The following is a 16,195-nucleotide window of genomic DNA, read 5'->3' as shown; positions in this document are numbered from 1 at the left end:
CCGCCGGCAAAAAGTATTTTCATGTATTTTTAGATATATTTAACAGTATGCCTGAAGCAATCAAAACCATGATCAGAGCTGAGCCTCCATAGCTGATAAAAGGCAAAGGAATTCCGGTCAAGGGCAGAAGGCCTATCATTGCTCCGATATTAATGAATGCCTGGACAACAATCCAGGAAGTGATACCTACAGCGCTTAGCTGCAAAAACCTGTCTTTGCTGTCTTTAGCTATTTTAAACCCTCTCCACAAAAATATCAAAAAAAGCAGGATTAAAACAAAGCCGCCGATAAAGCCTGTTTCTTCGGAAAAAACAGCAAAAACCGAATCTGAAAATGGCTGGGGAATGAATCCGAACTTCTGTATGCCCATGCCCAAGCCAGCTCCAGAAATTCCTCCAGAACCAATGGCAATCAATGACTGCTTTAACTGATAGCCTATTCCCATCGGGTCTATTTCCGGATTAAAGAATACCAAAAGCCGGTTAGCCCGATAAGGAGCTATTTTAGCTAAAATGAAAATAGCAGTTATTCCTAATGTCATGGTAAAAATGCTTTGGATAAAAGGAGTATTGGCGGAAAAATACATTATGGCAACGACGATAAATATGACTGCCAAAGTGCTGATATCCGGCTGAAAAACCAGGGCTAAAGCAACGATGCTAAAGATAATGAGAAAAACAATGAAAGTCTGGCTGATTTTCTTTTCACCTTTGCTTTGTGAGGGTACTTTGCTGGCCAGCCAGGCAGCCAGATAAAGGATAAAGGTCAGTTTTAGGATTTCAGAGGGCTGGAAAGCTATTGGTCCCAAACTTAGCCATCTGGCTGCTCCTTCTATCTTCAGGCCTATTCCAGGAATAAAAACCATAATCACCAAAGCCAAACTTCCAAAAAGAAGCAAAGGAGCCCATTTTTTCAAAAGAGAAAGTTTAATCTTATAGAAAAAGAAAGCCAAGATTAATCCCGGAATCAAGCCGAAAATAATCTGATGCTGTAAAAAGCCGAAAGTATTGCCGAATTTCTCTTGTGAGTAGGGAGCGGAAACGCTGGCCAGAATAACCATGCCAAAAGCCAGCAAAAATCCTATTGCTCCCAAAAGGACATAATCGGGACGGTTAGATCTTTTTTCCAGTACCATATTTCCTTACGTATTTTTTAAACAGATTCCCCTTTTCTTCGTAGTCTTTGAAAATGCTGAAACTGGAAGAAGCAGTTGAAAGAAGGCAAATATTGTTTTCACCGGTATATTGATATGCCACTTTAACTGCCCTTTCCATATTATTTGCGAAAAAATGATTCGGCCTTTCTTTTTTTGCTTGTCGCACAATCTCTTTCCAGATCTTTTGTCCTGTTGTCGGAAACAGGATAACTGTTCTTACTCCGTTTTTTAAAACTTTTTCAGCTAACTTTTTGAAATCAATCTTTCTGTCAAACCCGCCAAGCATTATCGTTTCCACTCTTTTTCCCAAAGTATCCATGGCGGCTATGGTTGCTTCAGGTATAGTGGCTAAAGCGTCGTTGTAAAAAGTAATTCCTTTATAAGTTCCTACTAATTCTAATCTATGAGGCAGAGGTTTGAATTCTTTAATCGCTTTTTCAATGATTTTTTCTTTAATCTTGAAAACTTTAGCCGCTGCTTTAGCTGCAGCTTTATTCAGTTCGTAATATTTTCCCTTGATCGGAATTTTCTTAGCTTTAGATTTTTTAGCGATTGCTTTGATTATTTTGTCCTGGGAATTAAAAATCAAGAAATCTTCTTTTTTTTGGTAACGGGCAATATTTGCTTTGGCCAAAGCATATTCTTTGAAGCTGCGGTAATAATCCAAGTGTTCCGGGTAAATATTCAGAAACACGGCAACTTGGGGAGATTTTTTAAGATTGTACAGTTGATGACTGGAGAGTTCGTAAACATAGATATCTTTATTAGTAGTTGAAGATAAAAGATTGAGAATAGGTTTTCCAATATTGCCGACCAAATGGACTTTTAATCCTGCTTTCTTCAATATCTGGAAAATTAAGGAAGCAGTAGTACTTTTTCCTTTAGTGCCGGTAATTCCGACAATCTTGCCTTTGCAATTATTAAAGAAGATATCAGTCTGCGTAACAATCTTTTTTATTTCTGACTTTGGCAATATCTTAAAAGGAATGCCTGGAGACTTGATTACGATATCATACTTCTTTAACGATTTAAGATAGTTTTTGCCGAAATGCTTTTTGATTCTTTTAGCTTTAACTTTAATTTGATTTTTATCTGCTATTCCCATGACTTTGCTTGGAAACATCTTCCTGAAAAATAAAAAAGCGTCTTTCCCCTCTTTGCCGAACCCGAGAATAAGAATACGCTTGTTTTTAAATTCGTTTAATACCATATTATCTTAAAAATACCATATATTTGAGCTTTTTAAAATAAAAGAACCTCCTGTACGGGTACAAGAGGTTAGGGAGGGCGCAAAGCAGCAAGTGGGGGCGATGTGGTAAAAAGCTTGTCGCAATCTGGTCACTGATTGCGTGCTGCTTTGCTCCCATGTCGGTTGCTGGTTTTATTTTTCCTGCTTGGAGGATATGAGTATTATTATGCCGGCTGCAAGAGTGCCAGCGAGAATTATTATTATTCCCACTAGCCACGAAGGTGTATGTGCCGGGAAGCAGGATGAACCATAGCATCCCATTGTTGGCAAGTCTTTTTGGTTAATAAACACGACGATTGCCCATAGATAGCTGGCCACAATAATGCTTAGGGAAGGAACTAACGTAATTTTTTTCACTTAAATCACCTCCTTTTCGTTTAATATACCATCTTTTTTACTTTTGTCAATAGATAAGGAGCTTTGTTTTTTTCCTTTTTCTCTAAGCTTAATTTTAAAGCATCTAAGCTTTCTTTTCTAGTGCCTACACATTCAAAAGGCTTTGCTTTCCCCTGTCCCATTAAAGCTTTCATAACAGGCAGTAATTTTTTATTTTGGAAAATGTCTTTTCTAAAAATCAAAAGCAATTGTTTCTTATTTAAAAAAGGATACAAGGTCAAATAAACGAATAAACATTTTGGACAGTTGCCGCACCACCTCACCTGCTTAGCGCCCATACGCATACTACTATTGCAGCTGGAAAAAACAGGAAAATATTGAGGAAAGTTAATTAGTTTTTTGGATATTTCCAACTCAGTATATTTTCTCAAAAAACTGGAGTAATTTATATTTCTCGCTAAATATTTTTTACAGTATTTCTTAAAAATTATTTCAAACTCAGAACTTTTTGCCCACTGGTGGTTTATTATTCTGCCCAAATACTTTACATTTCCTTCATTCGCGCTTTTTTCGTTTGAAAAAACAACATTTTTGTAATCAAACAGAACAGCGCAAAAAACGCTCAGAAACGACAAAAGCGCAGTAAAAGGAGTGTGTCCGTTCAAACATCCTTTTTTATTTAAAGCTAAAAGCTTTTTATCGATAACGCGCTGTACAATGATTTGTTTTTTAATCTTTGTTACCTTGGCTGATTTTTTAATCTGCTCGTTTGGGTTTACCAAGAACAAAGCTGTTTTTGATTTCTTCTTTAAAAGCTCAATCGTAACGATTGAATCCCTGCCTCCGGAAAAAGGCACCAAATACCTGTTTTTTAATTTTCCGTTAAATACTTTGTATTTATTGTTACTCTCGCACCTAATCTTCAAAAAATTCTTAGACCGCCAATCAATTTTATTTTCAAAAAAGAACTGGCCCATGCCTTTGATAATCAAGCTTTTCCACCAGCTGATCTGTTCTCTATTTAGGAATCCAGCCCTGATAATGATTTCTGGTGAACAAGTCGCTTTCCAATAAGTGGGAATTTCCATTAATCCTAAATGAAAAATTAGGTTTTCCAGATTATTAACTTTTCCTTGAATGTTTTTAATAATAATTTTCGGTTGAAAAGAAATATCAGGTTCAATCTTAAAATCAAAAAAAACCTCTAAATTATTTCCAGAGATTCTGTAGGAATATTTTTCAAAAACAAACCTCGGATATTTTTTCCTTAATTGTTGAAGTTTCACCCCGTTAGAAGTTCGTCTTATACAGTTTTCGGCTGATTTCAGACAAACTTCTGTTTTTAATTACACCCCGTTATTTACAAGCAGAAAAAAATTTAATCTAAATTTTTTCTGCCCAGGACTTCTAACGGGGTTCATTTATCCTAATAATCTAATGGTCATACCGACAATGGCTGCCACCACCCCGATAATCCAGAATCGCATGGTTACCTTGTAGTGGGGCCAGCCTTTAGCTTCAAAATGATGGTGAATGGGCGAAGACAAAAATATCTTTTTATGTCTGAATTTCTTGGAAAGAAGCTGCAGGATAACAGAGGCTGATTCCATAACCAGCAAGAAAGCAATGATCGGCAGAACAAAAACAGAGTCAGTCAAAAAAGCAACTACAGTTAGAACAGCGCAAAGCCCCATCATGCCTGTTTCTCCCATGTAAAACCTGGCAGGAGGGATGTTGAACCATAAAAAAGCAAGCAAAGCCCCTAAAATGACTGCGCAGAAAGCAGCAATGTCAATTTGCCCTGTAAACAAGGAAATGCCGGCAAAAGCAGCAAAAATAAAGACAAAGGAACCGGCAGCCAAACCGTCCAATCCGTCAATTACTCCTCCGGAATAGACAGCCAGCATTACTAGGACAAAAACTGGAATATACCAGCCGTCAATTCCCAGATTACCCAGTCCCGGAATGTGGATGGTTGTCCAGTCCAGTTTGAAATAAAACCACAAAGCGCCAGCCAAACCGATCAAAGCGACGATAAAAAGCCTTTTTTTTAAACTTACTCCTCCGGCAATGTATTTGCCCTTGCCGAAAACCTGCATAAGGTCGTCTGTTAAGCCCAGCAAAGAAGCAGCTACCAGGGTAAAAAGCGGCAGCCAGGTCTGGTTTCTGCTTAGAAAGTTAAGCTTCTCTATCCACCAGATATCAGTGAATTGCGAAACTAACCAGAAAAAAAAGATGGTTATTACCACAGTGCCCCAGATTAAGATGCCTCCTGCTCTCGGAACATTCGTCTCCCCTTCTGTGTGGAATTTTTGGAAAACAGTTACATCTCCTCCGTCAATCGCTTTCTGTCTTACTTCTTTTCTCCAGAGCTTGTACTTGTACAAAAGCTTGGTGACAAAAGGAGTAAATAAAAAAGCAACGATAAAGCTGAATGCTCCCAGAGTGAATATTTTAATGGCGTCTATGGCTGCTTCAGGCAAATACATATGATTACCATTTATATGCTTGGTTAAGCCAGTCAACCAGTTTTTCCATTTCACCGAATCTGTCTTCTGTTCCCCTGGCACCCAAGATTATATTAATTAAAGTTCCCTGGCCTCTCGGCGATTCCATAACCATAAGCAAACAGCCTCCTGCTTTTTCCGTATATCCTGTTTTGCCGCCGATTATCCTGTTCTGCCAGATATTGGAATCGTCCATTAAGAATCTGTTGGTATTTATCAGTTCCGGTCCGTACAAAGAATATCGGGGGGTAGAAAGTATCTGCCAGACTAATGGCTTTTCCAGTAATCTTTTAACAAGTTTAACTAAATCATTAGTAGTTGAATAATTCATTTCCGTGCTGGATTCTTCAGGATCAAGGCCGCTTGGATTATCAAAAAAAGTATCGTTCATCCCTATTTCTTTCGCTTTATTATTCATCAGTTCTGTAAACTCTTTTCCTGTTATTCCGTCATAATCGTTAGCCAAGGCAAAAGCCGCTATATTGCTTGATTCCATCAATAAAGGATAAAGCAAATATTCTGTCGGAAAACTTTTTCCTTCTTGCAATTTTGGAATGCTTCCGTTCTGATTGGCAGCTTCCTTGGAAATGGTAATTTCTTTTGATAGGTCGTAGTTTTCCAAAACGACCAAAGCTGTCATTAATTTTGTTAGACTGGCAATCGGCAGCTTTTCATCTGGTGATTTATCAAACAGCACCCTTTCTTTCTCAACCAAGACTGAAATTGCTGACTTTGCTTCTGTTTCAAAAACGGCTATCGTTTTGTTCCTGATCGGCTTCATTTCCATTAACCTTTCTTCAAAAGCGATTTGCGCGGCAAAAATCTTTGGATTATTGCTTACTTGATGCCAAAAGAAAAAATCGGTCAGGCTTTTTTCCAAAACGTTCGTTCCCCAGAAAATGGGCAAGCTCAATATTAAAGAAATTAAGAATATCTTTGTTTTTTTTGACATTATTTTTTCTTTTTTACTTCTATATGAAGTTCTTTCAATTGTTTACTGTCAGCTTCGCTGGGAGAGTTCATCATTAAATCTCGCGCATCTCCTGTTTTTGAAAAAGCTGTCACTTCTCTAATATTTGATTCTCCAGCATATAACATAGCCAAACGATCGATACCGGGGGCAGCTCCGCCATGAGGTGGTGCGCCCAACTCTAATGCTTCCAACAGATGACCGAATTGTTGTTTTGCTTTTTTAATATCTAAACCGATAATTTGCATTACTTTTTCCTGAAGTTTGCGTTGATTAATTCGAATACTTCCACTACAAATTTCATAGCCATTACAAACAAGGTCAAATTGTGTACTAATTACCTTGCCAGGATCGGTGTCTAGTAGATTTTCATATCCGGCTTTCGGCATCACAAACATATGATGTATTGGATCCCAACGATTTTCCTCTTTGTTCCATTCCAGTAGTGGAAAATTGATAATCCAGGCAAAAGCTAAAACGTTAGGATCTTTTGGTTCAGGTCTAATATCTGGTTTATCGGTGCCATATTTCTTCATTGATTCGTGATAGTTTATTCTTGGCAAGGGCTCGGCTAATAATTTTTTTCCGGTCATCGGTTCCAGATATTTTGTAAGCTTAATAATGCCTTCTTCTAAAACTTTCATAATATCTTCCTGTTCAACAAACGACATTTCAAAATCCCACTGAGTATGTTCAGGTTGTCTGTCAGCTCTGGGGTCTTCATCGCGGATTGCCCTGGCGATTTGAAAATATTTTTCTATACCACCTACCATTAATAATTCTTTATATTGTTGGGGCGATTGAGGTAAAGCATAGAATTTACCTGGATATAGCCTGGAAGGCACAATATAGTCCCGCGCTCCTTCGGGAGTTGTTTTGGTGAGGAGAGGGGTTTCTATTTCAATAAACCCTTTGTCGCCCATGAAATCCCTAATAAATTTTACAAGTTTGTGTCGCAAAATAAGATTTTTCTTCATTCGTTCTCTCCGTAAATCAAGGTAACGGTATTTCATTCTCATTTCTTCATTGATTTCATAACCATCGGTATCAATGGGAAAGGGTAAAGTTTTTGCTTCAGAGAAAATTTCTAAATTTTCAGGATGTAGCTCTACTTTTCCAGTTGTGATTTTAGGATTTACCATTCCCTTCGGTCTTTCTGCAATAATCCCTTCAGCTCCGATCACCCACTCTGGTCTTATTTTGTGTATTGTTTTATAAAGCGATTCATCCTTAGGGCTAAAAACCAATTGCAAAATTCCAGACTTATCTCTTAAATCAAAAAAGATAATCTTACCATGAGACCTAATGGTTTGTACCCAGCCTGCAACTTTTACTTTCTTGCCGACGTATTTAGCTGTTTCTGCGTTTAAAGTTCTTTGCATACCGAGCTTCCATTTATGGAAGCGAAGGTGAAGAAGAAGATTTCATCTTCTTCGCCCAATTATTATTTAAGATAGCTTTTAATCTTCTCAATGATTTCTTTCGGAGTGAAATTTGTCTTGATCAAGTAATCTTTTACGCCAAGATTAAAGGCGGCTTTTTTTGTTTCCGGGCTGTCAAAATTGGAAAAAGCAACTACCGGCAAAGAATCGAATTCCGGTTTTTCCCTTAATTTGGTTAAGAAACTGATTCCGTTTGTTTTAGGAAGCAGAATATCAAGAAGAATTAAATCCGGTTTTACCTTTGAAACAAGGTCAATTCCCTCTTCTGCTGAGTTCGCCAGAGTAATGTCAAAGCCGGCCTGGACGAATTTATCGTGGTACATTTCCCTTAATATTTTTTCGTCTTCTATTATCAAAATTTTCTTCATAAGCCGAGCTTCCATTTATGGAAGCGAAGGTGAAGAAGAGGATAAATTCCTATTCGCCTCGCCGAGCTTCCATTTATGGAAGCGAAGGTGAAGAAGAGGATAAATTCCTCTTCGCCAAATTTTAATTAAAAGAATCTTGAACGAAGTGAAAGATCCTTGCTATTAGTATTTTTTTAGCCATAGATTTATTTTATTGGTAATTCTATATAAAAAGTTGAACCTTTGTTTTTGCCTGCTGATTCAGCCCAGACTTTTCCTCTATTTAATTCGATAAATCTTCTACTTACATAAAGACCGAGACCAGCTCCTTCTGTCCAGAGCTTATTTCCTGCCTTGCCCCTGGAAAAGCTTTCAAAAAGGTAGGAAAGTTCATTTTTTGTCATTCCTTCACCGGTATCCGTAATTATAATTTTTAATTTATTGCCTTGTTTTTGAATTTGTATAGTTATTCCACCTTTTACCGTATAGTGAATTGCATTATCTATAATATTAATAATCGCTTGTCTCATTTTATCTTTGTCGGCAGAAACATTAGGTATTGATTTTTTTGACTTTTCAAATTTTAGATAAATATTCTTTTTGTCACTCAATCCTTTTAATTCTTCTATTATACTGTTTATCATCGTTTCTAAGGAAAAGCTTTCTTTTTTTATCTCTATTCTACCAGCCTCAATCCTGGAAACATTCAAAAGGTCATTCACCAATTTTATCAGCCTTTCATTGGAAGTGTAAATGTTTTTTAAAGGAGACTCCATTGCTTTTGGTGGATTTCCATAATCCTTTTCCAGCATCATTGAAATATATCCTTTGATTGCCGTTAGGGGAGTTCTTAACTGGTGCGAAGCGATGGAAACGAATTCTGATTTTGCCTTGTCCAATTTCTGTAACTCCTCATAAGCTTCTTTTAATTCTTTTGTCGCCTTATTTACTTCTTTTTCTAATCTAACATTAAAGTTTTTAATTTTCGAGTAAGACTGGGCGTTTTGTAGGGCAATAGAGGCTTGGTTTGAAAGGGTTGTTAAAAGTTCAATGTCTTGTTGAGAATAAGGCTCGCCGGACAATTTATTCCCCAAAACAATCATTCCGATAATTTTATTTTCGAGCAAAAGTGGTAGACAAAGACCAGCTTCAATTCTTTTCATGTTTTCTTTTAAGTTTTCCAATCCTATTTTTATCTCACCTTTTTCGAGGTCTCTAATAACTAAAGAGATTTCTTCGGAGACGAGAGGTTTTTGGGTTTTTTCAAGCCAGATAGTTAAAAAATTATCTCTGACTAAAGAAATACCGTTTTCTTCTCTGAAGCCTATGTTTCTTTGGATTATGTAATTGCCGCTATCGGGTTCTCTTAAAAGTATCACCGTTCTGTTTAATTTCATTGTTTCTATTAAGGTGTTGGCGATTAAAGAAGAAAGTTTGTCTAAGTCTAAAAATTTAGTTAGTTTTCTCCCTAAATCGGTTAAAACTTTTTGATAAGAATAAAAAGCATAATAGAAATATTTAGATGCTAATTTTTCAAAAAAGCGGAATATCGGTTGGAAGAGAATAATTCCTATACCTATCGCCAATGAAATCATAATATTTATTGGGACAGGAGTTGACAATGAATTGTTTAAAAAGATCGACAGAAACGCTAAACCAATGACTATAGCCAAAGAAATAAAATATATCATTCCCCTTCCCAAAAACAATTTAATGTCCATCAATCGGTATCTCGCAATAGCATAGGCAACCAAAAGAACGTACAACGCGACCAGGCCATTACCGAAAGGAGAGACAGGAATATTATACCAAAGCAGATAATTAGTTGATCCGCCAAGAAACCCAATAAATGTACCGATTAATACATATTTGATTTGTTCTCTTTTCATCCCAATAGTCTTCCTGTAACTTTTAAACATTAAATACCAACTATAAATTGCATAAAGGAAGAACATTAATAAAAAAGGATGGAATGCGAGGCCTGGTTCGGGCCAGTATGCAAAAGAGAGTCGAGGAGCAACCCCTTTAATAAAAAACGGGGTAAAGTCTAAAAATAAGAAGATAAAACATAAAACATAACCAATAATCAACGACTTCTTTTTTTCTTTGACTATATTTAATAAATTAACAATAAAATGGAAATAACTTACTGGGATAAAAATCGCTCCAGCCATTAAAGCTTTTGACCAAAAAAGAGCACTATTTTCGTCTTTTGCAATCTGCCAGAAAAAATAATTCAAACTCCAAATGGCCACACTCAATGAAAAAAACATAAAACTCCTATTAATAGGAGTTTTTCTGGCTCTAAAATAAACAAAAAATCCCGCAATGAAGCTAGCAACAGCATTAATTAAAGCAGTGAAAGCGTAAACATTCATAAGAATATAAAACCCTGAAGATGATTGCTCTAGTTTATCATTTCTTCAGGGTTTTAACAAGTTACGGTTTTCTACAGATAGCTACCGCATGGATTTTTAGAGGCTCATAGACAATTCTGGTGTTTTCTTTCGTGAAGCCGCTCGCGACGATAATATTCCTCAGCTCTTCTGGCTTTCGGTAGAGCATCCGCCAATTGATTACGACTTTCAGAAAAAACATTTCAGGATTAGGAAGTATATTGGCGGTAAGGAATGTTCCACCTGGAGCAAGGCATTGATAAATCCTATTCAACAGAAGAATGGCTTTTTCACGCGGACGATAATCGAGAAAACCAACCATCTCAATGATATGAGGCTTCTCACCATTGTTGATTTTCTCGAGTTCGCTTGTGTTGCCGACAACAAAGGTTATTTTCTCTTTAACCCCGTATTTTTCAGCCATTTTTTTGCTGTATTCTATTGCTCCTGGATCAAGGTCCAAAAGGGTAACCTTTACATTTACTTCTTTTGTTTCGGTGATAGCCTCAATAACACTTTGAGCTGATCCGCTTGCAAGAGACAATAATAGGACTTCTTTCTCTTTTTTGGCAGCATTTTTAATTGCTTTGATCAGTTCTCGTTTTACCAACCTGAGGCGATTGCGGACTGCCTGAGCATTCATCATGCCTATCCAATAATCGCCAACTTTGGTCGAGAAACTTTTTTCTTCTCCGAATATATAGTTGTAAATTATATCGAGCGCGCGCCACGATGCGGCTCCTTCCTTTATCTCTCGGCAAGAGCGGTTTAGGCCGTCGAACCAAAGCGTATTGGTTTTTGATTTCAACCCTATACTCTTTTTGAATACCACCCAAATGGTAAGTATCCACATCAATGGCAAACCCAAGAGGTACGGCCATCTTTTTCGTTCATAAAAACCAGCTTGTTCTACTATCTCTATATCGAAATCTTTCACGCTTTTCCTCCCATATTTATTTGTTACCGAGATACCTCGGTTGCTGTCTCCGATATTAGCATTTATAAATATTTTGTCAAGATTTATTGACAAAAATCAGTTAAAATCACCAACTCTCTTATTTTTAAAGCTAAAAATTAGATTATCTTTGTAAAACAAAGTCCGACACAATCAAGAATTGACTTCAAATAAATCTTAAAGTATAATAAACTCATGACATTTTCATTAATGGAATTGGAGTTAAGAAAACTAGGGCTTTCTGAAAAGGAAGTCAGAGTCTATTTGGCTGGCTTGGAATTGGGTCCAAATTCGGTTCAGAATATAGCAAAAGAAGCAGGGTTAACTAGACCGACTGCCTATGAAATTATTAAAAAGCTGGAAGATAAAAAACTGTTTCTTAAAACAAAACAAAGAGGCAAAAGGCTTTTTAGGGCCCAATCACCAGAAAGCATTTTAGGAATTTTAAGGACTCAAAAAAGAGAAATTGAAGAAAAAGAAAGAGAATTTATCAGAATCATCGCAACTTTAGAAGCAAAATATTCAAAAGAAGAGGGAGTCAGAGTCTTCAAGGGAAAAGAGAGCTTGAGAAGTTTAGAAGAAATAATTTCTTTTAGTTCCACTCCGAAAATCATTATCATTAATCAAAATGATATTTCGATCAGTTCTAAATCATTAAAAAGAGTTTATCAGGAGATCAAAAAAAGGCTTGGCAAGATAGAATTCCAAGAATTAAAAGTTGAAAAATTCAACGGCGCAATGATCATTTTTGATAAAGTAATATATTTCCCTTCGGGAAAACAGGAAGTATTTTTAATAGGCTAATTTCCGACTACGCAAAAAAGCACCCAAAAAGAGTGCTTTTTTGTTTATCTTACAAAAACTAAATTTACTCCGTATATCAACTTCGGCTGGTTTTGCTTCGACGAAACCATAGAATCGCAGATTGCCGAAGTTGTATTACAGGGTTTACATTGCCGGTGGTTCAGAAGGAGGAGGTGTCATTGGCGGTGTTGGTTCTTCTGGTTTGTTCGGTAGAGTGTTGCCCTTTTTCTTTTTTGACATTAGAATCCAAAGAATTCCGACTGCCACTATTGCTACGATTGCCCAAAATAATGTCATGTTAATATGCTCGATTATTTTTAAAACTATCGACCTTGAGAACAATAACTTCTATATACATTTTTTCTTTATTTGCCTTTCTTGTCAAGCTTTGAAACCAGCTGATATATGTTTCCAGCGCCCATTATAATTAAAACATCAATCTCCTTAATATTGCTTTTAATAAATCCAAGCAGTTTTTCTTTGGCAAGATAAACTATATTCCCCTTTTTTATCGACTTAACCAATTTTTTAGAAGAAACTTTCTTCTTAATATTCTTTTTTTCCCTGCCAGCCACGTCAAAAATATCAGTAATGATTATCTTATCTATCGGCGCCTCCCTAAAAGCCCGCACGAAGTCTTTAAATAGATAATAGGTTCTTTGGTATTGGTGGGGCTGGAAAACGCACCAGATTCTGCTTTTCAAGAATTTCTCTCTAGTTGCTTTCAAGGTTGCTTTTATTTCCGTGGGATGGTGTCCGTAATCAGAAACAACGGTCAATGGTTTTTTCTTAATTATCATTTTCTTAATTTCAAAACGGCGCCAGCATCCCATGTAGGACGACAGAGCTTTAAAAGAAACTTTATCAGGTATTTTCAAAATTCTAGCTACAGTCAAAGCAGCCAGAGCATTGGAAACATTATGCTGTCCTGGAACTTTGAGAATCTTTTTCAGCTTTTTTGCTTCAGTCTGCTTCAATGAATAATATTTTTTTAAAGCAGAGCAAGATATCTTTTTAATACTTTCATCGTCTTTATTCAAAAGCAGTATTCCGTCTTTCGGTAAATGAGAAACGTATTTTCTGAAAGCTTTAAGGATATTGCCAAAGTTCTTGTAGTAATCCAGATGGTCTTTTTCAATATTTGTCAGAACGATTATTTTCGGCCAGTAATTCAAAAAAGAAGCAAAGTGTTCATCAGCTTCAATAACCAGATATTTGCTTTTACCAACCCGACAATTGCTGTCTTTAAATTCTTTCATTTTCGTGCCGACGATTATTGTCGGATCAAAGCCAGCTTTCATTAAAACAAGTCCGAGCATGCAAGTTGTTGTGCTTTTGCCGTGAGTTCCTGAAATAGCGATTGTGAAGTGCTGTTTGGTCAGTTTCCCTAAAGCTTGAGGATAGCTTTGAAGCTTAATTTTAACCTTTCTCGCTTTTTTAAACTCAGGATTGTCTGGTTTTACTGCCGGACTATATATCACCAAGTCTGGCAAATAGCCAAGATTCGACCCCTTGTGGGGTCCAATAAAAACCTTCGCCCCCCTTTTTTTTAGAGCTTTTGTAATCTCCGAAGACTTCAAGTCAGAGCCTGAAACTTTGTGGCCCTGAGATAAATAATATTGGGCTAAGGCGGAAACGCCGATTCCGCCGATGCCGATAAAATGGATTTTTACCCCGTTAGAAATCTCTTTTGTGTTTTTTTCCATAAAATAATCTTTCTTTAAACCCCATTAACTTAAATTTCTAACGGGGTTTAGCTTTTTAGCGGGCATGATTCTAAAATAGTATATTCGGGCCCTCCCCTTTTCAACTGGCTTTCCATCACCTCAATGGAATTAACTTCAAAAGACAAGGATATATCTTTATTGACTTCCGGCCTTTCTTCCGGCTCCAATTTCCTGAATTCCCAGGTTTTTATTCGTCCTAAAGTAATATGGGGACTATACGGTTTCATTTCGCTTTTTTCCGAACCGCCGTAAAGGGAATTTTCCAGATCTTTTTGTAAATCAGCCAATTCCTGGTTTTTTCCCCCTTCCACCCAAACTATGCGAGGGGGCATTTTTTTTGGCGGCCCGTAGATAATTCTATTCAAATTAATTGAAAATGGCTTAATTTTTGGAGCAATATCTTTGGCAATATTAATAGTTTCCAAGAGTTCTTCGTCGTTCAGATAACCTAAAAAAACAAGGGTAATGTGCAGGTTTTCCTTTTTCGTCCATCTTATGGGCAGATCTAACCAGTTTTCCTCGTATTCAGCCAGTTTTTTCTTAACGTTCTCTGGCAAATTAACGGCAATGAAAATTCTGTGGGACATGATAATTGTATTTTATCATAAAAAGGATTAAAATTTAAGTATGAAAGAAGCCTATTTATATCAAACAACCGCTGATCAAAAAACACAATGCCAGAATTGCGCCCATTATTGTCTTATTGAGCCGGGGAAAAGAGGAATTTGCGGAGTCAGGGAAAATATCGACGGCAAACTCTACGTTTTAAACTACGCAAAGCTTGCTGCCTGCAATATTGATCCAATAGAGAAAAAGCCATTTTTCCATTTTCTGCCAGGTACCCGTTCTTTATCTGTTGCCACAGTAGGCTGTAATTTAAGATGTTTGAACTGCCAAAACTGGGATATTTCCCAGGAAGTTAAAGAAACAAAAGAAATACCGGGAGATTACGTTTTGCCAAAAGAAATTATCAATATCGCTTTAAAAAACAAAGTGCCTAGTATTTCCTACACTTATACTGAACCAGCTATTTTCTCAGAATATGCTTTAGATATTATGAAACTGGCCAAAAAGAAAGGATTGAAAAACGCCTGGGTAACCAACGGCTTCTGGTCAAGGGAACTTTGTGACCGGGCATCGCTTTACTTAGATGCAGCAAACGTTGATTTGAAAAGCTTTTCCAATGAATTCTATATCAAAAACTGCGGAGCAAAACTCCAGCCGATTTTAGATAACTTAAAAAGATTAAAAAGCAAAAACATTTGGCTTGAGATAACTACTCTGGCTATCCCAAGATTAAGCGATTCAAGGGAAATGTTTGAAAACATAGCCAGATTCATCAAGGAAGAATTGGGGAAGGAAACTCCTTGGCATATCAGCCAGTTCTCCAGCAGCATGTCATGGCAATTACAAGGTTCGTTGGAAACCCCAATTGATACTTTAAAAATGGCTTATGATATAGGTAAAGAAGCCGGACTAAAATACGTATATACTGGCAACGTTCCAGGATTGCCGACAGAAGACACTTTCTGTCCCAAATGCGGTACTTTGGCGATAGACAGAATAGGGTACAGCATCTCTCGTCATGACAAGAAGGGCAAATGCCAGAGATGCGGAAAGAATTTGAACTTGATTTTAAAATAGGAAAGGAGAGCTATGAAGCTCTCCTTTCCTGTCGAAGGTGGGTTAATATTGCCTGATGAAGTTCTTCTGGTGTTTCCTGTACTTCTGTTTTTTTCGAGAATTCTTCCCATTCCTTGGCTTTTAGCAAAAGAGCTAGGAAAAGAACAATCGAGTTCCAGAAACAGCCATTGATATCAGCTCTTTGGCACATTCTCCGTAATTCTTCAAACCATAGGGCGTTCATTTTAAGAAGTTTCCTTCTCGCCCGATTAAAAAATTTCGTGGGATTGACTTGAGCTTTTCTTATCATTTTGTTGGCTATTTCCTGATTAAGGAATGGAAGTTTTTCGCCGTTTGCAGAATAAATCACCAATACGCTGTATGCCCAACACTTGAGGAAGGCAGCCTGAGAAGGCTTGCGGTCATAATGCTCTTCTAATCTGCTAATAAGGTCTTGCAGGGTCAGGAATAAAGCATTATTTGCCTCTAGGTCTAAGGCGAAATTGAAAAAGAGACAATCTTTGCATCCGTAGTCCTCTCTAAAAAGACAAGCGACAGAACAGTGATTGAATACCGAGGTTACTTTCTCTGCAAAAAGTCTATCCTTATCTCGAATTTTCAGCATCAACATACCTCCAATATATTAAAATAAGGTACAAAATAACGTATTATTAGAAGTTAAT

General features: G+C 37.0%; 15 protein-coding genes. 2 read left to right on the top strand and 13 right to left on the bottom strand.

Going from position 1 to position 16,195, the window contains the following annotated elements; translation table 11 throughout:
- Window positions 1-19: 19 nt before the first annotated feature.
- The 9 genes from ftsW to ISS83_02435 form a co-directional block, all read right to left on the bottom strand.
- Entirely contained in the window at window positions 20-1,135 is a 1,116-nt protein-coding gene (gene ftsW / locus ISS83_02475; protein MBL7142494.1) for a putative lipid II flippase FtsW, read from the bottom strand.
- The gene (locus tag ISS83_02470) at window positions 1,113-2,366 is read right to left on the bottom strand and encodes a hypothetical protein (GenBank protein ID MBL7142493.1); all 1,254 of its coding nucleotides are present in this window, start codon (window positions 2,364-2,366) and stop codon (window positions 1,113-1,115) included. The genes ftsW and ISS83_02470 overlap by 23 nt, the downstream gene beginning before the upstream one ends.
- A gap of 416 nt (window positions 2,367-2,782) precedes the next feature.
- Window positions 2,783-4,027 carry a hypothetical protein gene (locus tag ISS83_02465; GenBank protein MBL7142492.1) on the bottom strand — a complete coding sequence of 415 codons (1,245 nt, stop codon included), beginning with the start codon at window positions 4,025-4,027 and terminating at the stop codon, window positions 2,783-2,785.
- 135 nt (window positions 4,028-4,162) lie between these two features.
- Window positions 4,163-5,230, bottom strand: coding sequence for a hypothetical protein (locus ISS83_02460; protein ID MBL7142491.1), 1,068 nt, complete (start codon window positions 5,228-5,230; stop codon window positions 4,163-4,165).
- 4 nt (window positions 5,231-5,234) lie between these two features.
- Window positions 5,235-6,200, bottom strand: coding sequence for a D-alanyl-D-alanine carboxypeptidase (locus ISS83_02455; GenBank protein ID MBL7142490.1), 966 nt, complete (start codon window positions 6,198-6,200; stop codon window positions 5,235-5,237).
- Window positions 6,200-7,600: an aspartate--tRNA ligase gene (gene aspS / locus ISS83_02450; GenBank protein MBL7142489.1), complete on the bottom strand. Its 1,401-nt coding sequence runs from the start codon at window positions 7,598-7,600 to the stop codon at window positions 6,200-6,202. The genes ISS83_02455 and aspS overlap by 1 nt, the downstream gene beginning before the upstream one ends.
- A 62-nt stretch (window positions 7,601-7,662) precedes the next feature.
- Window positions 7,663-8,028 carry a response regulator transcription factor gene (locus ISS83_02445; protein ID MBL7142488.1) on the bottom strand — a complete coding sequence of 122 codons (366 nt, stop codon included), beginning with the start codon at window positions 8,026-8,028 and terminating at the stop codon, window positions 7,663-7,665.
- A gap of 185 nt (window positions 8,029-8,213) precedes the next feature.
- The gene (locus ISS83_02440; GenBank protein ID MBL7142487.1) at window positions 8,214-10,385 is read right to left on the bottom strand and encodes a GAF domain-containing protein; all 2,172 of its coding nucleotides are present in this window, start codon (window positions 10,383-10,385) and stop codon (window positions 8,214-8,216) included.
- Window positions 10,386-10,446: 61 nt separating this feature from the next.
- Window positions 10,447-11,340, bottom strand: a complete 894-nt coding sequence (locus tag ISS83_02435) for a class I SAM-dependent methyltransferase (protein ID MBL7142486.1) — start codon at window positions 11,338-11,340, stop codon at window positions 10,447-10,449.
- Between the two features lie 213 nt (window positions 11,341-11,553).
- Here ISS83_02435 and ISS83_02430 point away from each other — a divergent pair, with 213 nt between their 5' ends.
- Window positions 11,554-12,162: a hypothetical protein gene (locus ISS83_02430; protein ID MBL7142485.1), complete on the top strand. Its 609-nt coding sequence runs from the start codon at window positions 11,554-11,556 to the stop codon at window positions 12,160-12,162.
- A 144-nt stretch (window positions 12,163-12,306) separates the two neighbouring features.
- Here the strand turns inward: ISS83_02430 and ISS83_02425 are convergent, their stop codons facing one another.
- The 3 genes from ISS83_02425 to thpR form a co-directional block, all read right to left on the bottom strand.
- Window positions 12,307-12,459 (bottom strand): hypothetical protein, encoded by a 153-nt coding sequence (locus ISS83_02425; GenBank protein MBL7142484.1) that lies wholly within the window; start codon window positions 12,457-12,459, stop codon window positions 12,307-12,309.
- A 68-nt stretch (window positions 12,460-12,527) separates the two neighbouring features.
- The gene (gene murC, locus ISS83_02420) at window positions 12,528-13,868 is read right to left on the bottom strand and encodes a UDP-N-acetylmuramate--L-alanine ligase (protein ID MBL7142483.1); all 1,341 of its coding nucleotides are present in this window, start codon (window positions 13,866-13,868) and stop codon (window positions 12,528-12,530) included.
- A gap of 47 nt (window positions 13,869-13,915) precedes the next feature.
- Window positions 13,916-14,476: an RNA 2',3'-cyclic phosphodiesterase gene (gene thpR, locus ISS83_02415; GenBank protein MBL7142482.1), complete on the bottom strand. Its 561-nt coding sequence runs from the start codon at window positions 14,474-14,476 to the stop codon at window positions 13,916-13,918.
- A 40-nt stretch (window positions 14,477-14,516) separates the two neighbouring features.
- On the opposite strand from thpR, the gene amrS reads away from it, so the two are divergent.
- Window positions 14,517-15,533: an AmmeMemoRadiSam system radical SAM enzyme gene (gene amrS / locus ISS83_02410; GenBank protein ID MBL7142481.1), complete on the top strand. Its 1,017-nt coding sequence runs from the start codon at window positions 14,517-14,519 to the stop codon at window positions 15,531-15,533.
- A 10-nt stretch (window positions 15,534-15,543) separates the two neighbouring features.
- Here amrS and ISS83_02405 read toward each other — a convergent pair whose 3' ends face one another.
- Window positions 15,544-16,143 carry a hypothetical protein gene (locus ISS83_02405; GenBank protein MBL7142480.1) on the bottom strand — a complete coding sequence of 200 codons (600 nt, stop codon included), beginning with the start codon at window positions 16,141-16,143 and terminating at the stop codon, window positions 15,544-15,546.
- Window positions 16,144-16,195: the final 52 nt, after the last annotated feature.

This window comes from Candidatus Paceibacterota bacterium, assembly GCA_016782605.1.
GTDB lineage: Bacteria > Patescibacteriota > Minisyncoccia > Minisyncoccales > RBG-13-42-11 > BS750m-G71.
Note: the sequence above shows the minus strand (reverse complement) of the source record. Positions and strands in the feature narration are given on the sequence as shown.